The following is a 21,858-nucleotide window of genomic DNA, read 5'->3' as shown; positions in this document are numbered from 1 at the left end:
GATATTGACACGTTGTCGCCTACAGCGGCACTTAACCGATCATGATTCCGGCCGGGAAATCGACCCCCTCGGGACATGAAATTCTCATGCCGCACAGGCGGGGCTCAAGCGGCGCTTCAGGCCGAGCGGTGACCATGAGCGCTCGAAGGGGGCGCGTCGTGGGACGGCCTCGGGACCACCTGGCAGAGGAGGGCGGCATGAGGCTGAGGTGCTGGCTCAGCAGGGCCGACGCCATCGTGACGAGGCTGCTCGTCCACCTCGGCTCGGCCGCCTACTTCGCCATCAGCCTGCCGCCGGGCCTCTACGGTCCCGACCCCGACCCCGGCGCCGATTCCGGATCCGACCGCGCTCCACGGGAGGCCCGGTCGCCGAGAGCCGGGCACGACCCGCACCAAGACGGTGACAGGAACCAGGGGCCCCCGGCCGGACACCCGGAGCGACGCTGCACCACCCCGCCGAGCGAGGTCGAGCGGGAGCTGTGGGCGTCACTCGGCATCGACCCGGAACGAAGGTGAGGTGTCCGCCACCGAGCGCATGTCGGGCTCCACTGGTCACTGGACCGTCCAGCCTCCGTCCACGGCCAGAGCCTGGCCGGTGACGAACGACGAGGCATCCGCGCACAGCCACACCGCTGCTTCGGCGACCTCACGCGGGGCTGCGAGCCTGCCTATCGGCTGCATCGACGACAGTTCTGCCTCGGTGGTCATTCCCGATGTGATGGCATCGTCCAGCATCGGCGTGCGGACGGCACCCGGACAGATGGCGTTGACGCGTATGCCCTGGCGGACGTACTCCAGTGCTGCCGCACGGGTGAGACCGACGACTCCGTGCTTCGACGCGACGTAGCCCGACACACCGAGCGGGAGACCGACAAGTCCCGCGGCGGACGCGGTGTTCACGATGGAGCCCGTCACGCCCTGTTCGAGCATGTAGGAGATCTCGTGCTTGAGGCAGAGCCACACGCCCGTGAGGTTGACCTCCAGGACGTCACGCCAGTTCTCTTCGGTGTACTCATGGAGGGGGCTGGCCGATCCGTCGATACCGGCGTTGTTGACGCAGCAGTCGAGGCGGCCGAATCGTTCGACGGTCCTCTTGACCATCTCGGCGACACACTGGCCGTCACGTACATCGGCTTCGACGGCGAGCGCCTGCCCGCCGTTCTCCGCTATCGCGGCGGCGTTCTCCGCCACGCCTTTCAGATCGACGTCCGCGAGGGCCACCCGCGCCCCGTGATGTGCCATGAGCTTCGCCGTGGACGCGCCGATCCCGGATGCCGCACCGGTGATCAGAGCCACCTTCCCTGCCAGTAACTGCCCATCCATACAGACCACATCGCTTCCGAAGACGTACGCCCGGCTGCCGAACGGACATGCGGGCCAGGAACAGAGCCACCGCGGTCCTACCGCCGTGATACTGCCCCGGTGATGTGTGCTTCGGCAAGAGCAACGGCCCGGCTCCGGACGGCGGTTGCGACAACGACCCGGGTCAGACCTGACCCGGTCACGCGAACGACGACCACCGCATCGTCCCGCCGACCGGTGCGATGTCAGTGCCAGGTGGCATGCTCTGGCGCCATGGACAGAGAGCAGTTCTGGCACCTCATCGACGCGGCCCGCGCCCAGGCGACCGACCCGGACGACGCAGAAGCGGTCGCCCACCGGGCAACCTCACTGCTGGTCGCACTCCCGGCCGAGGAGATCGCTGCCGCTCAGCAGGTGTTGTGGGACCTGATGGCCGACTCGTACACGAATCCCCTGTGGGCCGCCGCCTACGTGATCAACGGCGGGTGTTCCGACGACGGGTTCGACTACTTCCGCGGCTGGTTGATCGCGCAGGGGCGCGAGGTCTTCGAGCGCGCAGTCGCCGCCCCCGACGCCCTCGCCGAACTACCCACCGTGCGAGCGTCAGCAGCCGACGGAAGTGACCTCGATTGCGAGGACATGCTGGGCATCGCATGGACCGCACATGTCAGGGCAACCGGCAAGCAGGTACCTGACTTCACCGTCAAATACCCGAAGTTGGACCCAGGTTGGAACTTCGACTTCGACGACCGCAGCGAAATGACACGCCGACTGCCCTGCTTGGCAGCTCTCTACCTGGAGTAACCGAGGACTCGGTCAGGGCAAGGCCACATCACGGGGGCTCACTGCTGACGAGGCAGCCTCAGTTGGCGGCGGAGAGTTGGTGGGCGAAGCGGCGGACGACGTCGGTGAAGGCCTCCGGGGCGTCGAAGTTCGCGAGGTGTCGTGCCCTCGGGATCAGTTCGACGCGAGCGTGTGGATGCGCGCGGGCGAAGTCCCTCTCCCCGGAGCGGAAGGCGGGGTCCTTCTCGCCGTTCAGGATGAGGACCGGAGCCTTCACATGACGCATCGCACCGGCGTCGAAGCGTCCGAGTACCTCGCCCCAGGCTGTCGGCAGGGTATGGAAGGCATAGCCGGACCGGATGGTCGCCTCCACCACTTCCCGTGGGTAGAGCCGCCGCAGGAACCGGTCGTTCCACCGGGTCAGGCGATCCTCAGGGATACGAGGGACCAGCCCGGCGACCAACCGATACGGCGCTGTCCAGGGGCCGCGGGTCGAGGCACTGGCTCCCGCGAGGACCAGCCCGCGCAGGTGTTCCGGACGCCGCCGCGCGAACTCCAGCGCGGCATAGCCGCCGAGTGAGTGTCCGACGACCAGCGCGGGACCGCGGTCGAGCGAGTCCACCGCGGAAGCGATGATCTCCGTCGCGGCGCTCAGGCTCCAGGGCTGAGCCCGGCGTTCCCCATGGCCGGGCAAGTCGACGGCGACCACCGGGAATTCGTCCCGGAGCGCGGCAAGCTGCATGCTCCACTGCCCCGCGCTGAAGCGCGTCCCGTGAACGAAGACTATGGGCACCGCAGCCGCTGCTGTCATCAGTTCCCCCAGGTGACCACGTTCTCGAGCCGAGTCTACCGGCCGCCCGACCTCGTGCCTCGGGCTCAGGCGGACGGCGTGACCGGGGGCCGCATGCCGAGCCACTGCTCGGCGTCCCAGGCCTCGAACCGCTCCACCTCGGTGAACCCCAACTTCGCCGCGAGGCGCATCGAGCCGACGTTGGCGGACTGGGTGGTGAGCACCACCGGCTCGCCGGGAAGAACGCCGTCGAGCCAGTCGAGTGCCGCCGCACACGCCTCGGTGGCGTACCCGTGTCCCCACGCCCGCGGCAGGAACAGGTAGCCGAGATCGGCCTTCCCCGCGGCGGCCGGGCGGCGGTGGTTCGTCGCTCTCCTGAGCAGGATCTGGCCGATCATCGCCCCGTCCAGCTCGACGACGAAGCTCCCGGGCCACCGCTCGGGCACCTCGGGCAGCTCGCGCTCGAGCTCATCACGCGAGCGGGGGCCGCCGAGGAAGGTGTTCACCTCCGGAGAGGCGAGCAACTCGATGAACGCCGCACGGTCTTGGGCCTCGGCCGCACGAAGCACGAGTCTCTCGGTCTTGATCGGCTCAGGCGGCCAGGCGATGGATCCCAGGTCTGACATGCGCGCAGGGTAACAGCCCGATTCACCCCTGGAGAGAGCCGAGCCAGGCGGTCAGCAGGCGGTTGACCTCCTCCGGACGCTCCTGCTGGATCCAGTGCCCGCAACCCTCCAGGATGTGCGCGGAAGCCAGGCCGGGAAGCGTAGTCGGGAAGGCGTCGATCGCGTCGGCCATCCACGTCGTCGAGGCGTCCAGGGCACCACCGATGAACAGCGACGGCTGCTTGATCGGCGCGCCGTTGTACTGGGCGAGATCCTCCCAGTCGCGGTCCATGTTGCGGTAGCGGTTGAGCGCCCCGGTCATGCCGGTGCGCTCGAACTCTCCGGCGTACACGTCGAGTTCGTCCTCGGTCAGCCAGGCGGGCAGCTCGCCGCCGGGGAAGCGGTCGCGCAGTCGACCGCCGGTACGGGTCACGAAGTGCGGGTCGGGCTCCCCCTGCGCGGGCATGGTGTCGGCGGACATGGCCGCGTAGAAGCCCGCGAGCCACCCCCGGAGGTCGGGCTCCATCTCCGCTTCGGCCCGGCCGGGCTCCTGGAAGTACGAGACGTAGAACTCCTCGTCGCCGCCCATCCGCTCGAAGACGTCGGAGGGGCGGGGGCCGCCGGGCGGCGCGTAGGGGACGCTCAGCAGTCCGACGGCGCGGAACACCTCGGGGTGGAGCAGGGCCGAGGCCGCCGCGATGTTGGAGCCCCAGTCGTGCCCGACCACCACCGCGCTCTCCTCGCCCAGGGCGCGCACCAGGGCGACGTTGTCCTCCACCAGGTCGAGCATCCGGTAGGCGGCCGGCGCGGCGGGCTTGGAGGAGCGCCCGTAGCCGCGTACGTCGAGCGCCACGGCCCGGTACCCCGCCGCCGCGAGGGCCGGGAGCTGGCGGCGCCAGGAGTACCAGGACTCGGGGAAGCCGTGGACGAGCAGGACCAGCGGTCCGGTGCCCTGCTCGACCAGGTGCAGGCGCCCGGCGGGTGCCTCGATGGTGCGGTGGCGCGGGTCGGCGGACGGTGCGGGACGGTGCATCGCTTCTCCTCGGTTCATGGGTGACCGCGTCTCCTCGGTTCACGAGTGGCCGCGGTTGCCCACCGATCATGCGGCGCCATGACCGCCCGACGCGAGCACCCTTGCCGTCCTGGCAAACTGGCAGGCAGGGCGGGGCGACGGAGGCGGTACGACCGGAGGAGGCGGAGTGACGGTGACGGACGACGGCACAGCCGACACGCTGGCGGCGATGGGCCCTCGGCTGCGGACCGCGCGCGAGCGGCGCGGCACCACGCTCACCGACGTCAGCCGCGCGACCGGCATCTCGCCGAGCACGCTGTCGCGGATCGAGACCGGCCGACGCAAGCCGACCCTGGAGGTGCTGCTGCGGCTCGCGAAGGCGTACGACGTCTCCCTGGACGAGCTGGCCGGCACCGCACCCGTCGCCGCGACGGGACCGCACCGCACCCCGGTGCCGCGGCGTCCCGGCGACGACAAGGCGGTGCTGCCGCTGACCCGGTACGTGGGGGGCCTGCACGCCCACAAGCACGTCCTGCCCGCCGTCGACGCGCCACCGACGCTGCCTCACCAGGTCTCCCACGACGGGTACGCGTGGCTGTGCGTCCTGTACGGACGACTGTGGCTGGCGCTCGGCGAGCGGGACCTCGTCCTGAGCGCCGGGGAGGTGGCCGAGTTCGACACCCGCACCGCCCACGGCGTCGCGAACGCCGGACCCGGCGGACCGGTCGAATACCTGATCATGTTCGGGCCGCAGGGAGAACGCCTACGACCACGTTGCCACCACCCAGGTGGTACTCCTGCTGATCCGCCCCCGCCCCCTGTTCAGCAGCCGGAGTCGGCGATGACGAAGTAGCCCGGGGAGGTCTCCTTCAGGGTGTGGGTGATCGCGACGTTGTACAGGCCCATGTTCTGGTTGGAGCCGTTGGCATACGTGTAGCCGATGCTCTGGTGGGCGCGGCCCGCCGCGACGTGCTGGTAGTTGTTGGCGGTGTAACACGTGGGCGCGGCACCGGTCGTGGTCGCCGTGACCGGTGAGGAGGCGGCGCCCACGGCTCCGGTGGAGTCGACCGCGGCGACGGTGTAGCGGTAGGTGGTTCCGGCGGACAGGTCGGTGTCGGTGTACGAAGTCCCCGTCGGCGAACCGACGTTGGTGCCGTCGCGGTAGACGTTGTACGCGGCGGCACCGCTGACGGCGTTCCACCGCAGTGACGCACCCGTGTCGGTGGTGCCGGTGACCGTGACCCCGGACGGCGCGGGCAGCGAGCCGCTGCTGCCGGAGCCGTCCAGACCCCAGAACCGCGCGGTGTGGTAGCTGGAGCAGATGTAGTCGAGGTAGTAGGCCCCGGTGCTGCCGCACTGGTCGGCGCCCGAACCGGGGTTCACGGCGAGGCCGTGGCCCATGCCGGAGACCGAGAAGAGAGCCACGGCGGGCTTGCCGGCGGGGTCGTTGTAGATGCTCTCGGTGGTTCCGCCGGTCAACTCCCGTGTGCTGGAGGCCGTCTGGCCGATGCCCCAGACATCGGTCCACTGGTCACGCAACTCGGTGCCGTTGACCGGGGCGACGGTGGTGTCGGAGGTTCCCTGCCAGATCGCGACCCGCGGCCACGTACCGGTGTACCCCGGATAGGAGTTGCGCACCTTGTCACCCCACTGCTTCGGAGTGAGGTTCTGGTTGCTGTACTGACAGGCGGAGGCCGCGCTCTGTGTGGTGGCGCACTGCGCGGGAAGTCCGGAGTCGACGGCGCCGCCCGCGAACACGTCGGGGTAGTCGGCGAGCAGGTCGGCGGCCATACCGCCACCCGCCGACAGGCCGGTCACGAAGACCCGGCCACGGTCCGAACCGTACTGTGCCGCCGCGGTGTCGACCATCTGCACGACCGAAGCCGCCTCACCCTTGCCACGGGTGTCCTTGGCCGAGTCGAACCAACTGAAGCAGGACAGAAGGTTGTTGGCCGTGCTGGTCTGCGGATAGACCACGGCGAAGCCCCACTGGTCTGCGAACTTCTGCCAGCCGGAGTGCGCGTGGTAGTCGCTCGCCGACTGACTGCAGCCGTGCAGCGCCACGACCAGCGGCGCGTTCGCGGGGAGATCGGCGGGCGCGTACTCGTACATCGCGAGGTTGCCGGGGTTGGAACCGAAGTTCGTGACCTGTTGGAGCGTGCCGGCCGCCTCGGCGGTGGGGGTGAGGGGGGTGACAGCGGTCAGGGTCGCGGCGACGGCACCGATCGTGGCGGCCAGCGCGGTGCGCCTGAAGAGTCTGCGTATCGAGGAGCGCATGGAGGAACTCCCGTGCGGGGTGGGGGGAATGGGGTACGACGTGGGGTGCGTCGGTCCTAGCCTTCGGTCTCCGTCATCCCTGCGGCGGCCAGCAAGTGGCGTGCCACAGCTCTGGCGCCGTCGTCGCCGACGACGATCGAGTAGTGGTTGGTACCGGGGACGAGTCGCGTGCGGACCAGTTCGGGGTCGAGGCCTACGGAGGCGAGCCGCTGCTCGTCGTACAGGCCCTGCGGCTCGTCCAGCAGACCGCGTTCCGCCCACAACAACTGGGCCGGGCAGGGCAGTTGGTGGACAGCGCTCGACACCTCCTCGCCGAACTGGTCGATACCGTCCGTGCGGACCGCCTCGATCCCGCAGGACGAGCGCAACTCGGGCTCCTCCCCCACCAGATCACGCTGGATGTAGGCGTCCACCCACGGTGACCAGGATCGGACGAAGGCCGGGTGCTGCTGCCAGAACGCGCTGTAGGACCGCCGGTCGGGGAACGTCATCGACAGCCGCCGCATGGCCGGGCCGATCACGGCGGTGAGCAGCTCGTCGGGGGTCAGATGGGTCGGGGCGGGGAAGGCCACGCCGCCGTCCACCAGCAGCAGACCGGAGAGCAGGTCCGGGTGGCGCACCGCGGTCAGGGCCGCGATGAAGGCGCCCATGGAGTGACCGGTCAGCACCACCCGCCCGAGGCCCAACGCACCCACCACCGCCGCCATGTCGTCGGCGTGCGCCGCGATGCCGTAGGGGCCGGGAAGCCGCCCGCTGCGGCCCCGGCCGCGCAGGTCGGGCGCCACCAGCGTGACCCGACCGGCCAGGTGGTGGGCGACCCGGGCCCAGGTCAGGCCGTTGGCGGTGATACCGTGCAGCGCCAGCACCACGGGCGCGCCCGGATCGGTGCCCGGCCACCGCAGTACGGCCAACTCCCCGCCGAGCACCGGCACCAGGAGTTCCTCGTAGGCGGGGGCAGCCGTGTCCTGACGCTCCGTCGTGTGGTCGTGCGCGGTGCGGTTCATGGCCGGGGGACCTCCTTGTGATCGGTGACGACGTGATCGGTGGTGACGTGATCGGTGACGACGTGATCGGTGGTGGCGCGGGTGGCACGGGCGGCGCGAGCAGCGCGTAGCCGCGTGGGCAGGCGTACGACGCCGCCGGGCAGCAGGTAGATCACCGCGACGAACAGCGCTCCGAGCAGGAACAGGGGTTGGGAGAGCGGCACTCGCACCACGGCGGGCAGACCGGCGACCGCGCCGGAGTCGGCCAGGTCACCGAGGCGGTGGTCGGCCCAGGTGTAGAGGATGCCGCCGAGCAGGGGGCCCCAGCGGGTGCCGGACCCGCCGAGCACCACCATCACCAGAAGCGACAGGGTGAAGTCGGAGGTGGTGGTCTGCGGGGTGGCGCCGCCGGTCAGCAGGAGGTAGACGATGCCGCCGAGCGCGGCCAGGCCACCGGCCAGGACGAAGGCGGCCAGCTTGAAGCCGTACGGCCGCAACCCCAGTACCTCCACGCGGCGTTCGTTCTCCTTGATGCCCTCCCAGACCCGGCCGGTGGGTGAGCGGACCGCCCACTGGACGGCGCACACCACCACGACGAGGTAGGCGAGGGCGAGCCAGTACAGGTTGGCGGTGTGCTCGATGCCGACCAGTGAGGCGGGCAGCTTGTCCGCGGGGGCGGCCCTGCCCTCCTCGCCGCCGGTGAGGCCACCCGGGTCGCGCTGTACGAGGATCGACCCGGCCTGCGCGAAGGCGAGGGTGACCATGGAGAACCCGATGCCGCTCACGCGCAGGCTGACCGCGCCCAGCAGGGCCGAGAGGACGACTCCGCAGAGCAGGCCGAGCAGTGCGGAGGCGGCGAACGGCAGGCCCGCCTCCAGCATGACGGTGTTGGTGACGTACGTGCCCGCGGCGAAGTAGAGCGCGTGGCCGAAGGACAGCAGGCCGGTGCGGCCCAGCAGCAGGTCGTAGCCGGTGGCCAGGCCCCCGAAGACCAGGCACAGGGCGAGCAGTTGGAGGTTGCCGGGGCTGCCGATCGGGCCGTCGAGCAGGCCCGGCAGGGGCAGCGCGCTGTACGGGGCGATGAAGAGCACCACCAGCAGCAGGGCGGGCCACCAGCGGGCGGCGCGGCGCATCTGCCCGGCGCGGGCCGCGTGGGGGTGGTACGCCGTACGGGGCTGGTCGCGTGGTGGGGTGGCGGTGGTCATGCGAGTCTCCCGGTGAGCCCACGCGGCCGGACCAGCAGCAGGGCGGCGAGCAGGACGACGACGGCGAGGTCGCCGAGCCCGGCGGTGGTGTAGTAGTTGGCGAACTGCTGGACGAGGCCCACGGCGACCGAGGCGAGCGCGGCGCCGGTGAGCGAGCCCATGCCGCCCATCACGACGACCACGAAGGCGAAGATGAGCAGCGAGGTGCCCTGTGCGGGGTCGACCGAGCCGAAGTAGAGTCCGCCGATCGCACCGCCGAGGGCCGCCGCCGCCCCGCCGATGGCGAAGACCAGGGTGAAGGCCTTGCGTACGTCGATGCCGAGCGCGGTGACCATGGCCCGGTCCTCGACGCCCGCGCGGACGACCAGACCGTGCCGGGTGCGGCCGAGGAACAGATGGAGTGCGGTGAGCACCACCGCGGCGGCGGCGATCAACACGAGGCGGTTGAGCGGTACTTCGGCGCCCAGGAGCCCGAAGGTGCCGGACAGCGCCTCGGGTCCGGGGAAGGGGCGGGCGTCGGCGCCCCAGATCGCGGACAGCAGCGCCGGGACGGCGAGGCCGACGCCGACGGTGGCGAGGATCTGCTCGCGCGGGCGCGTGTACAGCGGGCGGATGACGGCGAGTTCGAGCAGCACCGCGGCGGCTGTGCCCACCGCCGTGCCGAAGAGCACCGCGAGGGCGAAGCCGACGCCGCCGGATCCGGCACCGGGCAGATGCCCGGAGGCGGCCCACCAGGTGGCGTACGCGCCGATGGACATCAGGGCGCCGTGCGCGAAGTTGAGCACGTCCATCAGCCCGAAGATCAGGGAGAGACCGGAGGCGACCAGGAAGTACAGCGCGCCCAGGCCGAGCCCGGTGAGGGTGAGCAGCACGACGGTGGACATCAGACGTCGGCCTCCGCGGTCGGGGCGGCGGGGTGCGCCGCGGTACGGGCGGGGGTGCCGGTACGGGCGGGGGTGCCGACGGTGCCGCCGTGGCCCGCCCGGCCGACGCCGAGCAGTCGGCGGGCCTCGTCGGCGTCGGCGAGCAGTTCGGCGGTGGGGCCCCGGTGCGCGGTGCGGCCGTCGGCGAGTACGGCGCAGTGCTGGGCGAGTCGGCGCACCACGGCGAGGTTCTGTTCCACCAGGAGGACGGTCACTGCCTCGGCGGCGCGTTCGAGCACCTGGGCGACCTCGGTGACAACCTTGGGTGCCAGGCCCTTGGTCGGCTCGTCGGCGATGATCAGCCGGTTGCCGTTGAGCAGGGTGCGGGCGATGGCGACCATCTGCTGCTGGCCGCCGGACAGGGTGCCCGCGGCCTGCCGGGCGCGCTGCCTCAGCTCCGGGAAGAGTTCGTACACCAGGTCGTACGCGGGTTCGCGGGCGCCGGGCCGCTCGGCCAGCCGGAGGTTCTCGGCGACGGTGAGTGCGGCGAAGACGCCGCGGTCCTCGGGGGCGTAGCCGATGCCGCGGCGGACCAGGGCGTGGGTGGCCAGGCGTACCGTCTCCTCGCCGTCCAGCAGCACGCTGCCGGTGCGGGGGACGAGGCCGAGGATGCCGCGCACGGTGGTGGTCTTGCCCGCGCCGTTGCGGCCGAGCAGGGCGGTGGTGCCGGAGGCGGCGACCTCCAGGTCGACCCCGTGCAGGATGTGTCGGCCGCCGATGACGACCTTCAGGTCACGCACCGTCAGCAGGGGCGCGGGCATGGCGCTCACAGCTCCTCCCCCAGGTAGGCCTGCTGGACCGTGGTGTCGGCCATGACGGCCTGCGGGGCGTCCAGGGCCAGCAGCGTGCCGTGGTGCATCACGGCGAGCCGGTCGGCCAGGCCCAGGAGTACGTCCATGTGGTGCTCGACCATGAGTACGGTGCGGCCTTCTTCGCGGTGCAGGGAGCGGATGAGTTCGGTCAGCGCGGGGACTTCCTCGGCGCTCACGCCCGCCATCGGCTCGTCGAGCAGCATGAGCCGGGGCTCGCCGACGAGCAGCACCGCGAGTTCGAGCTTGCGCTTCTCTCCGTGCGAGAGGGCGTCGGCGCAGGTGTCGGCGCGGTGGGCGAGGTCGGTGCGGGCCAGGACCCGGGCGACCTGCTTCGGGTAGGTGTCGGCGCGGCGCCAGACCCGGTACGAGCCGCCGCCTGCGGCCTGGGCCGCGAGCCGTACGTGGTCGGCGACGGTCATGCCCGGCCACAGGCTGGAGGTCTGGAAGGTGCGGCCGAGTCCGCGCCGGGCCCGTGCGTGGGCGGCCTCGGCGGTGATGTCGGCGCCGTCGAGTTCGATCGTGCCCCGGGAGACCCGGGTGACCCCGCTGACCAGGTTGAACAGGGATGTCTTGCCCGCGCCGTTGGGGCCGATGAAGGCCAGGAACTCGCCTTCGTGGACGTCGAGGGAGACGGAGTCGACGATGGTCGCGCCGCCGACCGTCCAGCCGATGTCACGCAGCCGGAGGACAGGGGTCGGGGAGGTGCCGGGCTCCTCGACGCCCGGCCCCCGCGCGGCGCTCGGTCGCGTCGTGTCCGAGGAGGTCATGGTGTCAGCCCGCCGCCTTCACCGGGGGTGCGACCGCGCCCATCGGGATGCTGTCGATCAGTTCGGGCCGGGCGGCGGTGCCGGTCCCCTTCAGCCTGGCCGTGAACATCGGCTGCAGCAGGGCGTGGTCCTCGGCGCGGATCTGCTCCTTGCCCTTGGGGCCGTCGAAGCTCCAGCCCTCCAGGGCCTTGACCATGGCGGCGGTGTCGGTGGCGCTGCCCGCTTCGATGGCGTGCACGATCATCTGTGCGGCGGTGAAGCCGTCGGGGCTGAACAGGTCGGGGGTGCCACCGGCCTGCTTGATGCCGTCGAGCATCGCCTTCTCCACCGGGTGGTCGCCGCCGGCGCCCGGGAAGTAGTGCGCGAGGAAGGAGATCTTGGAGCCCGCCTTGCCGAAGATCGGGTACGAGGCGGTGCCTGCCAGTCCGGTGACGACCTTGCCGGCGTCCAGGACGCCCTGCTGGTCCAGGGCGGTCCACAGGGCGGGGGCGGTGGCGCCGGCCCACGCGACGAACACCAGGTCCGGCTCGGCTGCCCTGGCCTGGCGGGCGAAGGGGGTGAGGTCGGTGGCGCTCGGCGGGGCCAGTACGGAGTCGACCTTCGCACCCTTCGTACCCAGGACGGCTTGCACCGCGGCCACATTGGCCTGCCCGAACGCGGAGTTCTGGGCGAGTACGGTGACCTTCTTGCCCTTGGCGTCGCCGAGGAGGGTGCCCGCGGTGAGGATGTCCTGGTAGGACTGCCGTCCGGAGCGGAAGGTGTAGTCGTTGACTCCGGTGACCGCGTCGGTGGCGGCGGGTCCCGCGACGTACAGCACCTTGTTCTGCGCGGCCAGCGGTGCCATCTGCAGGGCCACACCGGAGTCCGTGGTGCCGACGACGATCTTGTACCCCTTGCCGACGAGGGTCTTGGTCGCGGCGACGGCCTTCGCGGGGTTGCCCACGTCGTCCTGCTCGGTGACCTCGATCGGGTGGCCACCGGCCTTGTTCGTCCCGTGCGTGGCGTAGGCCAGGCCCGCCTTGAAGCCCTCCTCGTACTGCTTGCCGTACGCGGCGAGCGGCCCGCTGCGGGAGTAGACGAGCCCCACCTTCACGGGCGCGGAGGCCTTGCTGCCGGAGTCGGCGGACGCCGCCGTACCGGCGGTTCCCGCCGCGGAGCAGCCCGTGACCAGGGCCCCGACCGCGATCAGGGTGAGTGCGCGGACGGTTCTGCTTCTGACGGTGTCCGTGACGCTGGGACGCATGATGACCGGCTCCTGACAGTGTGTCGCCCGCCCGCCGCCTGCCGGGCACCGTCTGCTGCTGAGAACGGCGCCCCGTACGCACGGTGACGGAATCGCGGTGGTGGATTGCCGGAACGATAGGAGCGCCACACCGCGTATGACATGTGGTCAACCACCGTTACTGAAGGGCCGGTCATGGCACCGGCACACATGGCCGATGCTCCACCCCGCCTCGGCCGACGGTATGCCGTGCCCCACCGGTAGCGTCCTCGTCGTGAATCTCCACCTCATCAACGATGTGCCCGACGGGCTGACTCGAAGAGCTCAGAGGTTCGTCGGTGTGCACGGCATCAAGGTCGACACCAGGTCGGTCGAACAGCACCGGCAATGGTGGCTCGAGCAGGACATCCCCGCGGCGGTGATCGACCGGATGGTGATCTGTCAGGAGCAATGGCCAGGTCACCAAGGTCACCGGCGATGACGTCGATCGCATCGAGTTGGACGCGTACGAGCCGGTGCGCGAGGTGATGGGGCTGGCGGACACGTGGTGGCGCGGAGCCGACTCGTTGGTGGCGATCTACTCGGGGGAAGCCGAGTGCTTCTCCTTCCCCCGGGCTCGCACCGCGTTGATCTACTCCGGCCTCGACGCGTGGGGACTACGGGGAGGGGTCGAGGACCGAGACACCTGAGGACGGCGGAAGCGTCGCTTGGGCGGTCAACTGCCTGTCTGCAGTGAGGACTTATGAGGAACTCACCGGGGGTCTTGCGGTTACCCCCGGGCGACCATCGCCTCGATCCCGGCGATCAGCGTCTCCAGCGCGAAGGCGAAGTCGCGTTCGCGCATCTCCTCCACCGTGTCACCACCGCGGGCCTCCATGATGTCCGTGGACCGGTGCATGACCTCTTCGAGCGCGGGGTTCTTCGCCAGCGCGCTCATGGCCTCGCGGAAGTAGTCGTCCTGGCTCACCCCGGCCACCGCGCAGCGCTCGATGAAGTGGCCCTCGATCGTGCCGAACCCGTACACGAACTGGAAGACCGCGGAGATCGCGCCCGTGTGGCTGTGCGTGGGAAGCCCGGTCAGCCCGATCACCCGCTGCGCGGTGTGCGAGAAGGCCATGGCGTGCGGGCCGATGTTGAGGAACGCACCGGTCAGCGGCGACACCCAGGGGTGGCGCACCAGCAGCGCCCGGTACTCCGTCGCGACCGCCCGTAGTTGATCGCGCCAGTCCTCCTCCGAGTCGGCGCCCGGCAGCCGGATCTCGCCGAAGACCGTGTCCAGCGCCAGCTCCAGCAGGTCGTCCTTGGTGTCCACGTACCAGTAGACCGACATCGCCGTGACGTTCAGCTCGGTGGCCAGGCGACGCATGGAGAACTTCGCGAGGCCCTCCGCGTCCAGCAGCCGTACGGTCACCTGGATGATCCGCTCGCGGTCCAGGCCGGACGGCTGACCGCCGCCACGGGAGCCACTACCCCGGGGCGCCTTGTCCGCCAGCCAGACGCTGGTCCGCGCCACACGCCCCGCCCCTTGGGCTCCCTTCGCCATGGCGCACCTTCTCTCGACACTCCCAACGCCTGGTCACGATGCTAGTGCCCCAACAGGCAACCTCCGCCCCTCGGGGCACCAGAGCGTCTACGGAAGTGCCTGGTCGGCGACCACTGCCTCCGAATCCATCCGCTCCGCCTTGCGCAGCAGCGCCGCCGCGAGCAGGCCCCCGAGCAGCACGGCCACCGCGCCCACGAGTTGGCTGGCCGTCAACCCGGAGGAGAAGGCGTCCATGACACGGCGCCGCTCCGCCGCCGAGTGCGCGGACTCCAGCGTCTTCGGCAGGGACGTCGCGGCGAACGGAATCAGCGCCGCGAAGCGGGAGTTGAGGATCGCCCCGAGCACCGCCACGCCCAGGCCGTTGCCGAACTCCGCGACCGTGCCGTTGAGGCCCGCGCCCACACCCGCCTTCGTGGGCGGGATGGCGCTCATGACGGCATAGGCCATGGCCGGGCTGGCGACCGCGGTGCCCGCGCCGATGAGCAGCAGACCGAGCAGGGTGCCGACATAGCCGTACCGCGCGAGCAGGGCGATCGACACGAGACCGGCGGACATCAGCACCATGCCGAGCGCGATCGAGACCGGCGCGCCGAGCTTGGTCGTCCATTTCGCCGACAGGCCGGTGAAGTTGAGCGCCACGACCGTGAGCGCGAGCGGCGCCGTGCGCAGGCCCGCTTCGAGCGCGCCGTATCCGAGGACGAACTGGAGGTGCTGGGTGAGCAGGAAGAGGGCCCCGCCCATGCCGAAGGCGATGAGCACCGCGCCCGCGACCGCGCCCGTGAACCGGCGGTTCCTGAAGAAGTGCAGGTCCAGCATCGGGTACGGGATCCTGCTCTCCCAGTAGGCGAAGCCGGCGAGCACCGCGAGGGCGAAGGCCGCCGGGACCAGCACGCGGGGCGACGTCCAGCCGTGCTCGGGGCCCGAGATGATCGCGAAGACGAGCGAGGCCATGCCGAGGGTGGAGAGCAGGGCGCCGAGGAGGTCGGGTCGGTCGCCGTGGGGGTTCTTGGACTCGGGGACGAGGGCCACCACCGCGACCAGGCCGAGTGCCGCCACCGGCAGGTTGACCAGGAAGATCGCGCCCCACCAGAAGTGGTTCAGCATGAAGCCGCCGAGGAGCGGTCCGGTCGCGAAGCCGAGTGCGCTGACCGCGCTCCAGATGCCGATCGCCTTGGGACGGTCCTCGGGTGTGAAGATCTGCATCACCACCGCGAGGGTCGTGGTGAGCAGGAGCGCGCCCCCGACCCCCATGCCCGCCCGCGCCGCGATCAACTGCCCGGCGGAATGGGCGAATCCGGCCGCCAGGGAGCCGAGGCCGAACAACGCCAGGCCCGCGATCAGCAGCTTCTTGCGGCCATAGCGGTCGGCCGCGCTGCCCGCGCTGAGCAGCAGGCCGGACTGCACCAGGGAGTACGCGTTGATCATCCACTGGATGTCGGAGCTCGCCGCGCCCAACTCCTCGGTGAGCGAGGGGATCGCGACATTCAGCACGGTGTTGTCGAGCAGCACGGTGAGTTGCGCGAGACAGATCACGCCGAGGATCAGCCAGCGCTGGGGGTGTCCCTTGGGAGCCTCCCCGGAAGTCGTTCCAGGAGCCGTTGTCACTTCGCTCATGCTGTACACCGTAGAACAGTTCCCATACGGTGTACAACGCAAGGAGGGAGAGGGGTCCCGTTTCGGTCATACCGGACCATCGCCACACCTGGCACTTTCAGGCCATCCCCACACATGAGCACCTGGGAGGAGTGAACGATTAGCGCAATCGGTCGAATACGCTGGGCGACGAACGGCCGTGGTGATCACGGCCCGGACGGCATGGAGTTGCCCATCATGCGACGTTTGACCAGCAGAATCGGCACCCTCGCAGCGACCGCACTGCTCACCCTCGCCGGTACGTCGGCCGCACAGGCCGCGGACGGACACACGCAGGCGCCTCGCGCCTCCGCGGAGGCCGCGTACTTCAACCTCCACGACACCAGTGGCTCCGACTTCGTCATCGAGCTGACCGATCCGGACAAGATCCGCGAGGCCCGCGAGATCGTCAGCACCGAGGGCGGCCAGATCGTCATAGGCACGATCGAGAAACAGCCGGCCTCCTACAACCCGCCGTGGAGCTTCCATCTCCAGCCGGACACCATCCACTTCGCGGACATGGCCATCGAGGTCTGCGACGCGAACATCCCCTACGTCGAGGAGCACTTGGACGAGGTGGGCGGGGCGTTCCTGCCCGGCCAGGTCTGGTGTCCCTGGTCGGGGCGCCTGACCCACGAGGTCACCCCGTAGCGCCGACCGCCTCGTTCGTCCTGCCCTTGACTCCGGTCGCCCTCGCGTGTGGGCGGCCGGAGCCGGGCCTTGAGGTACAGGTCGGCCCGGCCGGAGGGTCTTCAGCCGGTGGCCGCCTTGGTGACCAGCTCACTGATCCGATCGGCCGCGAGGGAAGGACCGGGGCAGAACCGGTTCTTGGTCAGCGCGAAGGAGATGCCGGTCGCGGTGTCGGCGTACGCCGTACTGCCTCCCATGCCGGGCATGCCGAAGACGCTCAGTGTGTCCCGCGGGTCGGCTCCGGGGCGGCCGAGGTTGTAGCCCAGCGCGCGTGGGATCGGGAAGCCGACCATGTGGTCGACGTCGGCGGTGGCCAGGGCCGTGACCTCACGCAGCCGCTCGTCCGAGACCAGCCGTACGCCGTCCACCTCACCCAGCAGCGCGGCGTACATCCTGGCCACCGCGCGGGCGGTCATCGTGCCGCCCGAGGGAATGTCCGACGTGAGCACCACGGGGTCGTTGCCGTATGCGGCACTGGGGGTCACGGCGGGTGGCGTGGCCTTGAGCATCGGCATGTCGGCGGGCATCGCTGCCATCACAGCGGCGGATCCGGGCGCCTCCTCGAGCCGGGCGAGTCGGCCGAGTTCGGACTCCGGGACCCCGAAGAACAGCTCGTCGGCGATGCCCAGCGGAGCCGCCACCTCCTGCCCGAGTACGTACGAGATCGGCTTGCCGGTGACCCGGCGGATGATCTCACCCATCACGAAGCCCCAAGTCACCGCGTGGTAGCCGGATTTGGCCCCGGGCTCCCACCAAGGCTCGGAAGCGGCGATCAGAGCGCACATCCTGTCCCAGTCGGCCAGGTCCCGCACCGTGAGGTCGGACGGTACCGCCGGGACGCCGACGGAGTGGGTCAGCGCATGGCGGACGGTCGCCTTGTCCTTGCCGTGGGCGCCGAACTCCGGCCAGAGCGCCACGATCGGCGTGTCATAGTCCAGGGCGCCGCGGTCCGCGAGGACGTGCGCCACCGTCGCGGTCACCCCCTTGCCGGTGGAGGCGCTGTAGAACGGGGTGTCCGAGGTGACGGGACGGCCACTGTCCGGATCGGCGACGCCCGCGACGGCGTCCACCACCAGCTCCCCGTGCTGATACACCGCGACCTGGATGCCCAATTCGGCGCCGGACTCCACCAGTTGGTCAATGGTCTGTTGCACTAGCTTCTGCATGATGTCCATGCCCTCTCGAACGTCGGCTGCGGCACGCTTGGGCGCCGTTCACCCGAGAGTCGGTGCGGGCGATGAGATCTCGACATCTCCGCGGCACTGTTCGGCGCGGCCCGGCCGTGTCCCAGCGAACTACTCGCGTGCCCAGGGACGTTGCCGGGCAGCAGACCACTCACGGCGTCGGTTGGCCGTGCCGCGCGGTCAGAGGCGGTGTACTGGAGCTGTGCTGTCGACCCAGTGCCACTTCACCGGTTGCCATTGCCGCTTGAGGGTCGTGCGTTCCTTGGCGTAGGAGCGTAGTGCGTTCTCCACCACCTCGCCGAGGTCGCTGAGGCGGGCGGGGCAGGGGATGCGGAGCATCAGGTGTTGTGTGCGGTGGGCGAGGATCAACTCGCCTGCGGGAGTGCAGTCCACGAGGGTGAAGTGCTTGAGCGGCTTGTACCGCCGGTCTGCCAGGTCCAGTCGTTGGGCTCGGAATCCCGTGGCGGTCCAGGCGAACAGCCCGTAGCGGTTGAGGTGGTAGATCCGCTCGCGTGCGGAGTCGGCGGCGATCTCGAAGCAGAAGCCGGTGAAGGGGCTGTCGCGGTACAGGTCCAGACCGCCGAGCCGGCCGAGGAACTCCCCCTTGTCGTCGACCAGGACGAAAGCGAACCGCCGGCCGCGGTTGCCGCCCCGGTAGGTGCGACCGTAGACGGGGACGACGAACAGGTCCTCCCGCACCACCGCGGGTCGGCCGAGCCTCGCGCCGTCCCAGTCCCACCGCCGTCCGGTCTGCTCGGCCTCGGCGAGGTGCTCGATCAGCGAGGGCCGCGGCCGGTGGTCCATGCCGACCGGCTTGCCGTCGAACAGGACGTCCGGCCTCAGGTCGGCTTCGGTATGCCTGGCCGGTTCCGCCACCAGGGACGCCAGGGCCCGCAGCGTCGGTTTCGAGGCAGGAGTGAGGGGCTGGTCCGTGATCGCCACGATGTTGTCGAGCAGGTTGCCGTAGTTGTGGACCCCGTACTCGCCGGTCGTGCACAGCAAGCGGCCCTCCGGAGTCGTACTGATCCACGCGGCGAACGGGTCGCGCACGCCGCCGCCGTCATGTCGGCTGTCGGGCATGCCGTGGTGAGCGGTCACCGTCGTGAGGTCCGCGGTGATCAGATGGGTGTGGTCCCCCGGTCCGGTCGCCGCGAGTGTCCCGTCGGGCAGGACACACAGTCCCTTGGCCCCGCACAGGTCCTCGCCCAGCCCTGTCGTGAGGCCGCCGAACACCGTGCTCTCGCCCTCGCCCTCGTCCCGGCTCCGCGCCGAGACCGCGGTGGCGAGCGGAGTACCGTCGGAGGCGTACCTGGTCACCAACGAGTAGCCGAAGTGCGCCTTCGCCGGGTCGACTTCGTCATCGGTCACCCCGTAGGTGTAGCGGTAGACGTGGTAGAGGGCATAGATCTCGCCGGAGGGCGCCGTGGCGACGTCGTCGACCGTCAGTCCCCAGCCGTCGCTGTAGTTGCGTTCCAGGTCTATCGCGTGGTGCTCGACGAGTGCAGAAGGCAGCGGCACGGGCATCGCGTGAATCATGGCGTCATTCTCACCGCCCCCACTGACAACGCCGGTTCCGCACTCACCCTCACAACGAGCGACACCAGCAGACCCGTTCGGGGGACATATCGCCTAACTCACCGGTTTCGGGGCATCGCTGGCACTGACCGTTCCCACACCCGACAGAGAGAGATCCCCGTGTCTGCTCGCTCCATCACCGCGGTTCTCGGCGCCGCCTCCAGTGCCTTGGTCCTGCTGCTGGCCGCACCCGGCTCGGCCTCGGCGGCAACCGGCCAGTTCCGCTACTCCTACACCACCGAAGAGGGATACGAAGCCGTCGGGTTCCTGAACAACCCCGACAGCGGCACATGCATCAACCTGCACGGACCCGGCTCCGAGCCGGGATCGCCCGGCCGGGCTCCCAAGAACCGTACGGACGCCACCGCCACCGTCTTCCTCGGCGCCGACTGCGAAGGCGACATCTACTACACGCTGCGTCCCGGCGCGGGTGCGGGTGATCGTCTCCTCGTGCGGTCCGTCGTCTTCTCCTGACCCGCCGACCGCGACACGGGCGGGCTTCCGGCCCGCCCGTGGCTCCCGCCACTTCAACGATCAGGCGTCATCCGGGAGTCGACTCTGTGCCATGCCCGCCAGCGCCGCGAGCACATGTGAACGCGCCGTCGTGTCCAGCGACTTGAGCAAGTCATCGATGAGGTGCCGGTAGAAGAACTTCTCCGCGGCGTAGGCACGCTTGCCCGTGGGGGTCAGTGCCAGGACGACGGTGCGGCGGTCGGTGGGATGGCGGCGGCGCTCCAGGTAGCCGTCGCGCTCGAGCCGGTCCGCGAGGCTGGTCAGGGTCGACGGGGTGAGCCGCAGCCTGCGGCGGATAGCGAGGATCGGGGTCTCGCCGTTGAGGCCGAGCAACTGGACGACCATCCGGGCCCGCAGGTCCAGGGACGACGTCGGCCGGGCGCGATGCTCCGCCTCGATCACATGGACCAGACGCATCAACGCCTCGATCTCGCGGTCGGTCGTACCCGAATCTTGCGTGGCCATGGAGTGATCCTACTTAGGGTCTTTCGTTTGGATCATGCCGGGCTCGCGGGCCCTGGCACCGCACCTCGCCGCGTTGTCGTCGGTTGGCAGGACTCCACCCTGCCGCCCTCCTCCGCCTTGCGATGCACGGCACCAGACCCCGCTCCCTGATCCGGCCTGATCCAAACGAAAGACCCTAGACACGACCGAGGATCCGGTCGATCGCGGGACTGCCGAACAGGCCGCCCGGGTCGAGTCGCGCACGCAGCGCGGTGAACTCGTCCCAGCGCGGGTAGAGTTCGCGCAGTTCGGCCGCCTCCAGCGTATGCCACTTGCCCCAGTGCGGACGGCCGCCCACCGCGACGCACGCCCGCTGCGCCTCCTCCCAGGCGCCGTCGACGTCGATTCCGGGCGACTGTACGGCGGCGCCCACCCATGTCGAGGTCCTCCCGTACGCCGGGTGCAGCCAGGCGGACTCCGCCGGGGCGATCCGGGTCTCGCACGGGAACGCGGCGGGCACCTTCGCGTCCTCCATGGCGGTCATCAAGCGCCGTACGCAGTCGGGCCCTTCGGCCTGCTCCACGGCGAACTCGAACGCGTCGTGCCGTACGAACAGCGGGCGCAGGAAGACCTTGTCGTAGACGTCGACGGTGGTCTCGGGCCTGATCCCGCGGGCGAACGCCCGGCTCAGCGCGGGCACGAAGCGCGGTGCCCTGCGCGCCACCGTCCCCATCGCGTCGAGCCCGTAGTTCACCTTCACCACATCGCGGAACCACTCCCCCAGCGCCGACGGCTTGTCGACCGGGTCACTCGTACGCTCGGCGGTCCACATCAGCACCTGGTCGATGTAGGGCATGAAGTACAGGCCGATGTGGTCGATCGCGGGCGGGTCCGCGAGCAGGGTGAAGGCCTCGTCGCGGGTGACGATCGCATCCGACCTCCGCAGGTTGTACACCGGCACCGCCTGCAGCGTGACCGAGACGATGATCCCCAGGGCGCCGAGGGAGACCCGGGCCGCGTCGAAGAGAGCGCCCTCCTCGGCGCCGTACCGCACGATGTCGCCGCTCGCGAGCATCAGCTCCAACTCGACCACCTGCGAGGCGAATGCGGGCGCGGTCAGCCCCGTGCCATGGGTCCCGGTGGAGAGCGCGCCCGCGATCGACTGGTGGTCGATGTCGCCCATGTTGGCGAAGGCGAGCCCGAGTCGGCCCAGCACGGTACGGATCCTGCGCAGCGTGGCCCCGCCCTCCACCTTCAACCGGGCGCACGCCACGTCGACTTCGAGCGCCTTGTCGAGATGGCGCAGGGAGACCTGCGTCTCCGGCGCGACGGCCACGTCGTTGTAGGAGTGGCCGCTGCCGACGACCCGCACCCGCGACCCCTCGGCCGTCGCCTCCTTGAGCACCCGGCGCAGCCCGTCGAGATCGGTCGGCGCGACGACGCGCCGCGGGCGCACGCTGTGGCGTTTCGAGAAGTTCGTCCAGATTCCGTCTGCGGAGACCTCGGCACCTGCGGCACGACGGAAGCCCATCCGAATATTCCTTATCTCGTAAGGTCTCTTGTACGTAACTTCCGAGATGCATATGATCCGCGTCAC

The 21,858-nt window shown here is 70.2% G+C and carries 23 protein-coding genes; 6 read left to right on the top strand and 17 right to left on the bottom strand.

The window, feature by feature from the left end:
• Positions 1–197: 197 nt before the first annotated feature.
• Positions 198–515 carry a DUF6059 family protein gene (locus tag NGF19_RS16570; RefSeq protein WP_252425696.1) on the top strand — a complete coding sequence of 106 codons (318 nt, stop codon included), beginning with the start codon at positions 198–200 and terminating at the stop codon, positions 513–515.
• Between the two features lie 36 nt (positions 516–551).
• Here NGF19_RS16570 and NGF19_RS16565 read toward each other — a convergent pair whose 3' ends face one another.
• Positions 552–1,322 carry an SDR family NAD(P)-dependent oxidoreductase gene (locus NGF19_RS16565; RefSeq protein ID WP_252425695.1) on the bottom strand — a complete coding sequence of 257 codons (771 nt, stop codon included), beginning with the start codon at positions 1,320–1,322 and terminating at the stop codon, positions 552–554.
• Between the two features lie 252 nt (positions 1,323–1,574).
• On the opposite strand from NGF19_RS16565, the gene NGF19_RS16560 reads away from it, so the two are divergent.
• Positions 1,575–2,105: a DUF4240 domain-containing protein gene (locus NGF19_RS16560; protein WP_252425694.1), complete on the top strand. Its 531-nt coding sequence runs from the start codon at positions 1,575–1,577 to the stop codon at positions 2,103–2,105.
• 58 nt (positions 2,106–2,163) lie between these two features.
• Here NGF19_RS16560 and NGF19_RS16555 read toward each other — a convergent pair whose 3' ends face one another.
• The 3 genes from NGF19_RS16555 to NGF19_RS16545 all read right to left on the bottom strand — a co-directional run bounded on the left by NGF19_RS16555 (position 2,164) and on the right by NGF19_RS16545 (position 4,512).
• Positions 2,164–2,895 carry an alpha/beta fold hydrolase gene (locus NGF19_RS16555; RefSeq protein ID WP_252425693.1) on the bottom strand — a complete coding sequence of 244 codons (732 nt, stop codon included), beginning with the start codon at positions 2,893–2,895 and terminating at the stop codon, positions 2,164–2,166.
• 65 nt (positions 2,896–2,960) lie between these two features.
• Positions 2,961–3,500 (bottom strand): GNAT family N-acetyltransferase, encoded by a 540-nt coding sequence (locus tag NGF19_RS16550; RefSeq protein WP_252425692.1) that lies wholly within the window; start codon positions 3,498–3,500, stop codon positions 2,961–2,963.
• A 22-nt stretch (positions 3,501–3,522) separates the two neighbouring features.
• Positions 3,523–4,512, bottom strand: a complete 990-nt coding sequence (locus NGF19_RS16545) for an alpha/beta fold hydrolase (protein ID WP_252425691.1) — start codon at positions 4,510–4,512, stop codon at positions 3,523–3,525.
• A 172-nt stretch (positions 4,513–4,684) separates the two neighbouring features.
• Between NGF19_RS16545 and NGF19_RS16540 the strand changes: the two genes are divergently transcribed.
• The gene (locus NGF19_RS16540) at positions 4,685–5,344 is read left to right on the top strand and encodes a helix-turn-helix domain-containing protein (protein ID WP_372505668.1); all 660 of its coding nucleotides are present in this window, start codon (positions 4,685–4,687) and stop codon (positions 5,342–5,344) included.
• On the opposite strand, the gene NGF19_RS16535 is transcribed toward NGF19_RS16540, so the two are convergent.
• Genes NGF19_RS16535 through NGF19_RS16505 form a run of 7 tightly spaced genes read right to left on the bottom strand, consistent with a single transcriptional unit; the run spans position 5,314 to position 12,701 of the window.
• Positions 5,314–6,768 (bottom strand): extracellular catalytic domain type 1 short-chain-length polyhydroxyalkanoate depolymerase, encoded by a 1,455-nt coding sequence (locus tag NGF19_RS16535; RefSeq protein WP_252425690.1) that lies wholly within the window; start codon positions 6,766–6,768, stop codon positions 5,314–5,316. The two genes, NGF19_RS16540 and NGF19_RS16535, sit on opposite strands and share 31 nt — an antisense overlap.
• A gap of 56 nt (positions 6,769–6,824) precedes the next feature.
• Positions 6,825–7,772: an alpha/beta hydrolase gene (locus NGF19_RS16530; RefSeq protein ID WP_252425689.1), complete on the bottom strand. Its 948-nt coding sequence runs from the start codon at positions 7,770–7,772 to the stop codon at positions 6,825–6,827.
• Positions 7,769–8,956, bottom strand: coding sequence for a branched-chain amino acid ABC transporter permease (locus tag NGF19_RS16525; protein ID WP_252425688.1), 1,188 nt, complete (start codon positions 8,954–8,956; stop codon positions 7,769–7,771). Before NGF19_RS16525 ends, NGF19_RS16530 begins: the two co-directional genes overlap by 4 nt.
• A complete protein-coding gene (locus tag NGF19_RS16520; RefSeq protein WP_252425687.1) occupies positions 8,953–9,840 on the bottom strand; it encodes a branched-chain amino acid ABC transporter permease in 888 nt (295 codons plus the stop codon). Before NGF19_RS16520 ends, NGF19_RS16525 begins: the two co-directional genes overlap by 4 nt.
• Positions 9,840–10,640, bottom strand: a complete 801-nt coding sequence (locus tag NGF19_RS16515) for an ABC transporter ATP-binding protein (protein ID WP_252425686.1) — start codon at positions 10,638–10,640, stop codon at positions 9,840–9,842. The genes NGF19_RS16520 and NGF19_RS16515 overlap by 1 nt, the downstream gene beginning before the upstream one ends.
• A gap of 5 nt (positions 10,641–10,645) precedes the next feature.
• Entirely contained in the window at positions 10,646–11,458 is an 813-nt protein-coding gene (locus NGF19_RS16510) for an ABC transporter ATP-binding protein (RefSeq protein ID WP_252425685.1), read from the bottom strand.
• Positions 11,459–11,462: 4 nt separating this feature from the next.
• A complete protein-coding gene (locus NGF19_RS16505; protein ID WP_252425684.1) occupies positions 11,463–12,701 on the bottom strand; it encodes a substrate-binding domain-containing protein in 1,239 nt (412 codons plus the stop codon).
• Positions 12,702–12,897: 196 nt separating this feature from the next.
• On the opposite strand from NGF19_RS16505, the gene NGF19_RS16500 reads away from it, so the two are divergent.
• On the top strand, positions 12,898–13,161 hold the full coding sequence (locus tag NGF19_RS16500; RefSeq protein WP_252425683.1) for a hypothetical protein: 264 nt from the start codon (positions 12,898–12,900) through the stop codon (positions 13,159–13,161).
• A 288-nt stretch (positions 13,162–13,449) separates the two neighbouring features.
• On the opposite strand, the gene NGF19_RS16495 is transcribed toward NGF19_RS16500, so the two are convergent.
• Together NGF19_RS16495 and NGF19_RS16490 are read right to left on the bottom strand one after the other, a co-directional pair.
• The gene (locus tag NGF19_RS16495; RefSeq protein WP_252425682.1) at positions 13,450–14,223 is read right to left on the bottom strand and encodes a TetR/AcrR family transcriptional regulator; all 774 of its coding nucleotides are present in this window, start codon (positions 14,221–14,223) and stop codon (positions 13,450–13,452) included.
• Positions 14,224–14,310: 87 nt separating this feature from the next.
• Complete coding sequence (locus NGF19_RS16490) at positions 14,311–15,837, bottom strand: MFS transporter (RefSeq protein WP_252425681.1); 1,527 nt, start codon at positions 15,835–15,837, stop codon at positions 14,311–14,313.
• 216 nt (positions 15,838–16,053) lie between these two features.
• On the opposite strand from NGF19_RS16490, the gene NGF19_RS16485 reads away from it, so the two are divergent.
• A complete protein-coding gene (locus tag NGF19_RS16485; RefSeq protein WP_252425680.1) occupies positions 16,054–16,506 on the top strand; it encodes a BP74-related protein in 453 nt (150 codons plus the stop codon).
• Positions 16,507–16,607: 101 nt separating this feature from the next.
• On the opposite strand, the gene NGF19_RS16480 is transcribed toward NGF19_RS16485, so the two are convergent.
• Both NGF19_RS16480 and NGF19_RS16475 read right to left on the bottom strand, forming a co-directional pair.
• A complete protein-coding gene (locus NGF19_RS16480) occupies positions 16,608–17,711 on the bottom strand; it encodes a serine hydrolase domain-containing protein (protein ID WP_252425679.1) in 1,104 nt (367 codons plus the stop codon).
• Between the two features lie 198 nt (positions 17,712–17,909).
• Positions 17,910–19,265 (bottom strand): hypothetical protein, encoded by a 1,356-nt coding sequence (locus NGF19_RS16475; protein ID WP_252425678.1) that lies wholly within the window; start codon positions 19,263–19,265, stop codon positions 17,910–17,912.
• 159 nt (positions 19,266–19,424) lie between these two features.
• On the opposite strand from NGF19_RS16475, the gene NGF19_RS16470 reads away from it, so the two are divergent.
• A complete protein-coding gene (locus tag NGF19_RS16470; protein WP_252425677.1) occupies positions 19,425–19,778 on the top strand; it encodes a hypothetical protein in 354 nt (117 codons plus the stop codon).
• Between the two features lie 60 nt (positions 19,779–19,838).
• On the opposite strand, the gene NGF19_RS16465 is transcribed toward NGF19_RS16470, so the two are convergent.
• Both NGF19_RS16465 and NGF19_RS16460 read right to left on the bottom strand, forming a co-directional pair.
• Positions 19,839–20,282, bottom strand: a complete 444-nt coding sequence (locus tag NGF19_RS16465) for a MarR family winged helix-turn-helix transcriptional regulator (protein WP_252425676.1) — start codon at positions 20,280–20,282, stop codon at positions 19,839–19,841.
• Between the two features lie 175 nt (positions 20,283–20,457).
• Positions 20,458–21,792: a D-arabinono-1,4-lactone oxidase gene (locus tag NGF19_RS16460; protein ID WP_252425675.1), complete on the bottom strand. Its 1,335-nt coding sequence runs from the start codon at positions 21,790–21,792 to the stop codon at positions 20,458–20,460.
• Positions 21,793–21,858: the final 66 nt, after the last annotated feature.

This window comes from Streptomyces macrolidinus (genome assembly GCF_023887685.1).
GTDB lineage: Bacteria > Actinomycetota > Actinomycetes > Streptomycetales > Streptomycetaceae > Streptomyces > Streptomyces macrolidinus.
The sequence above is the reverse complement of the archived record's forward strand: the minus strand, read 5'-3'. Positions and strand labels throughout refer to the sequence as shown.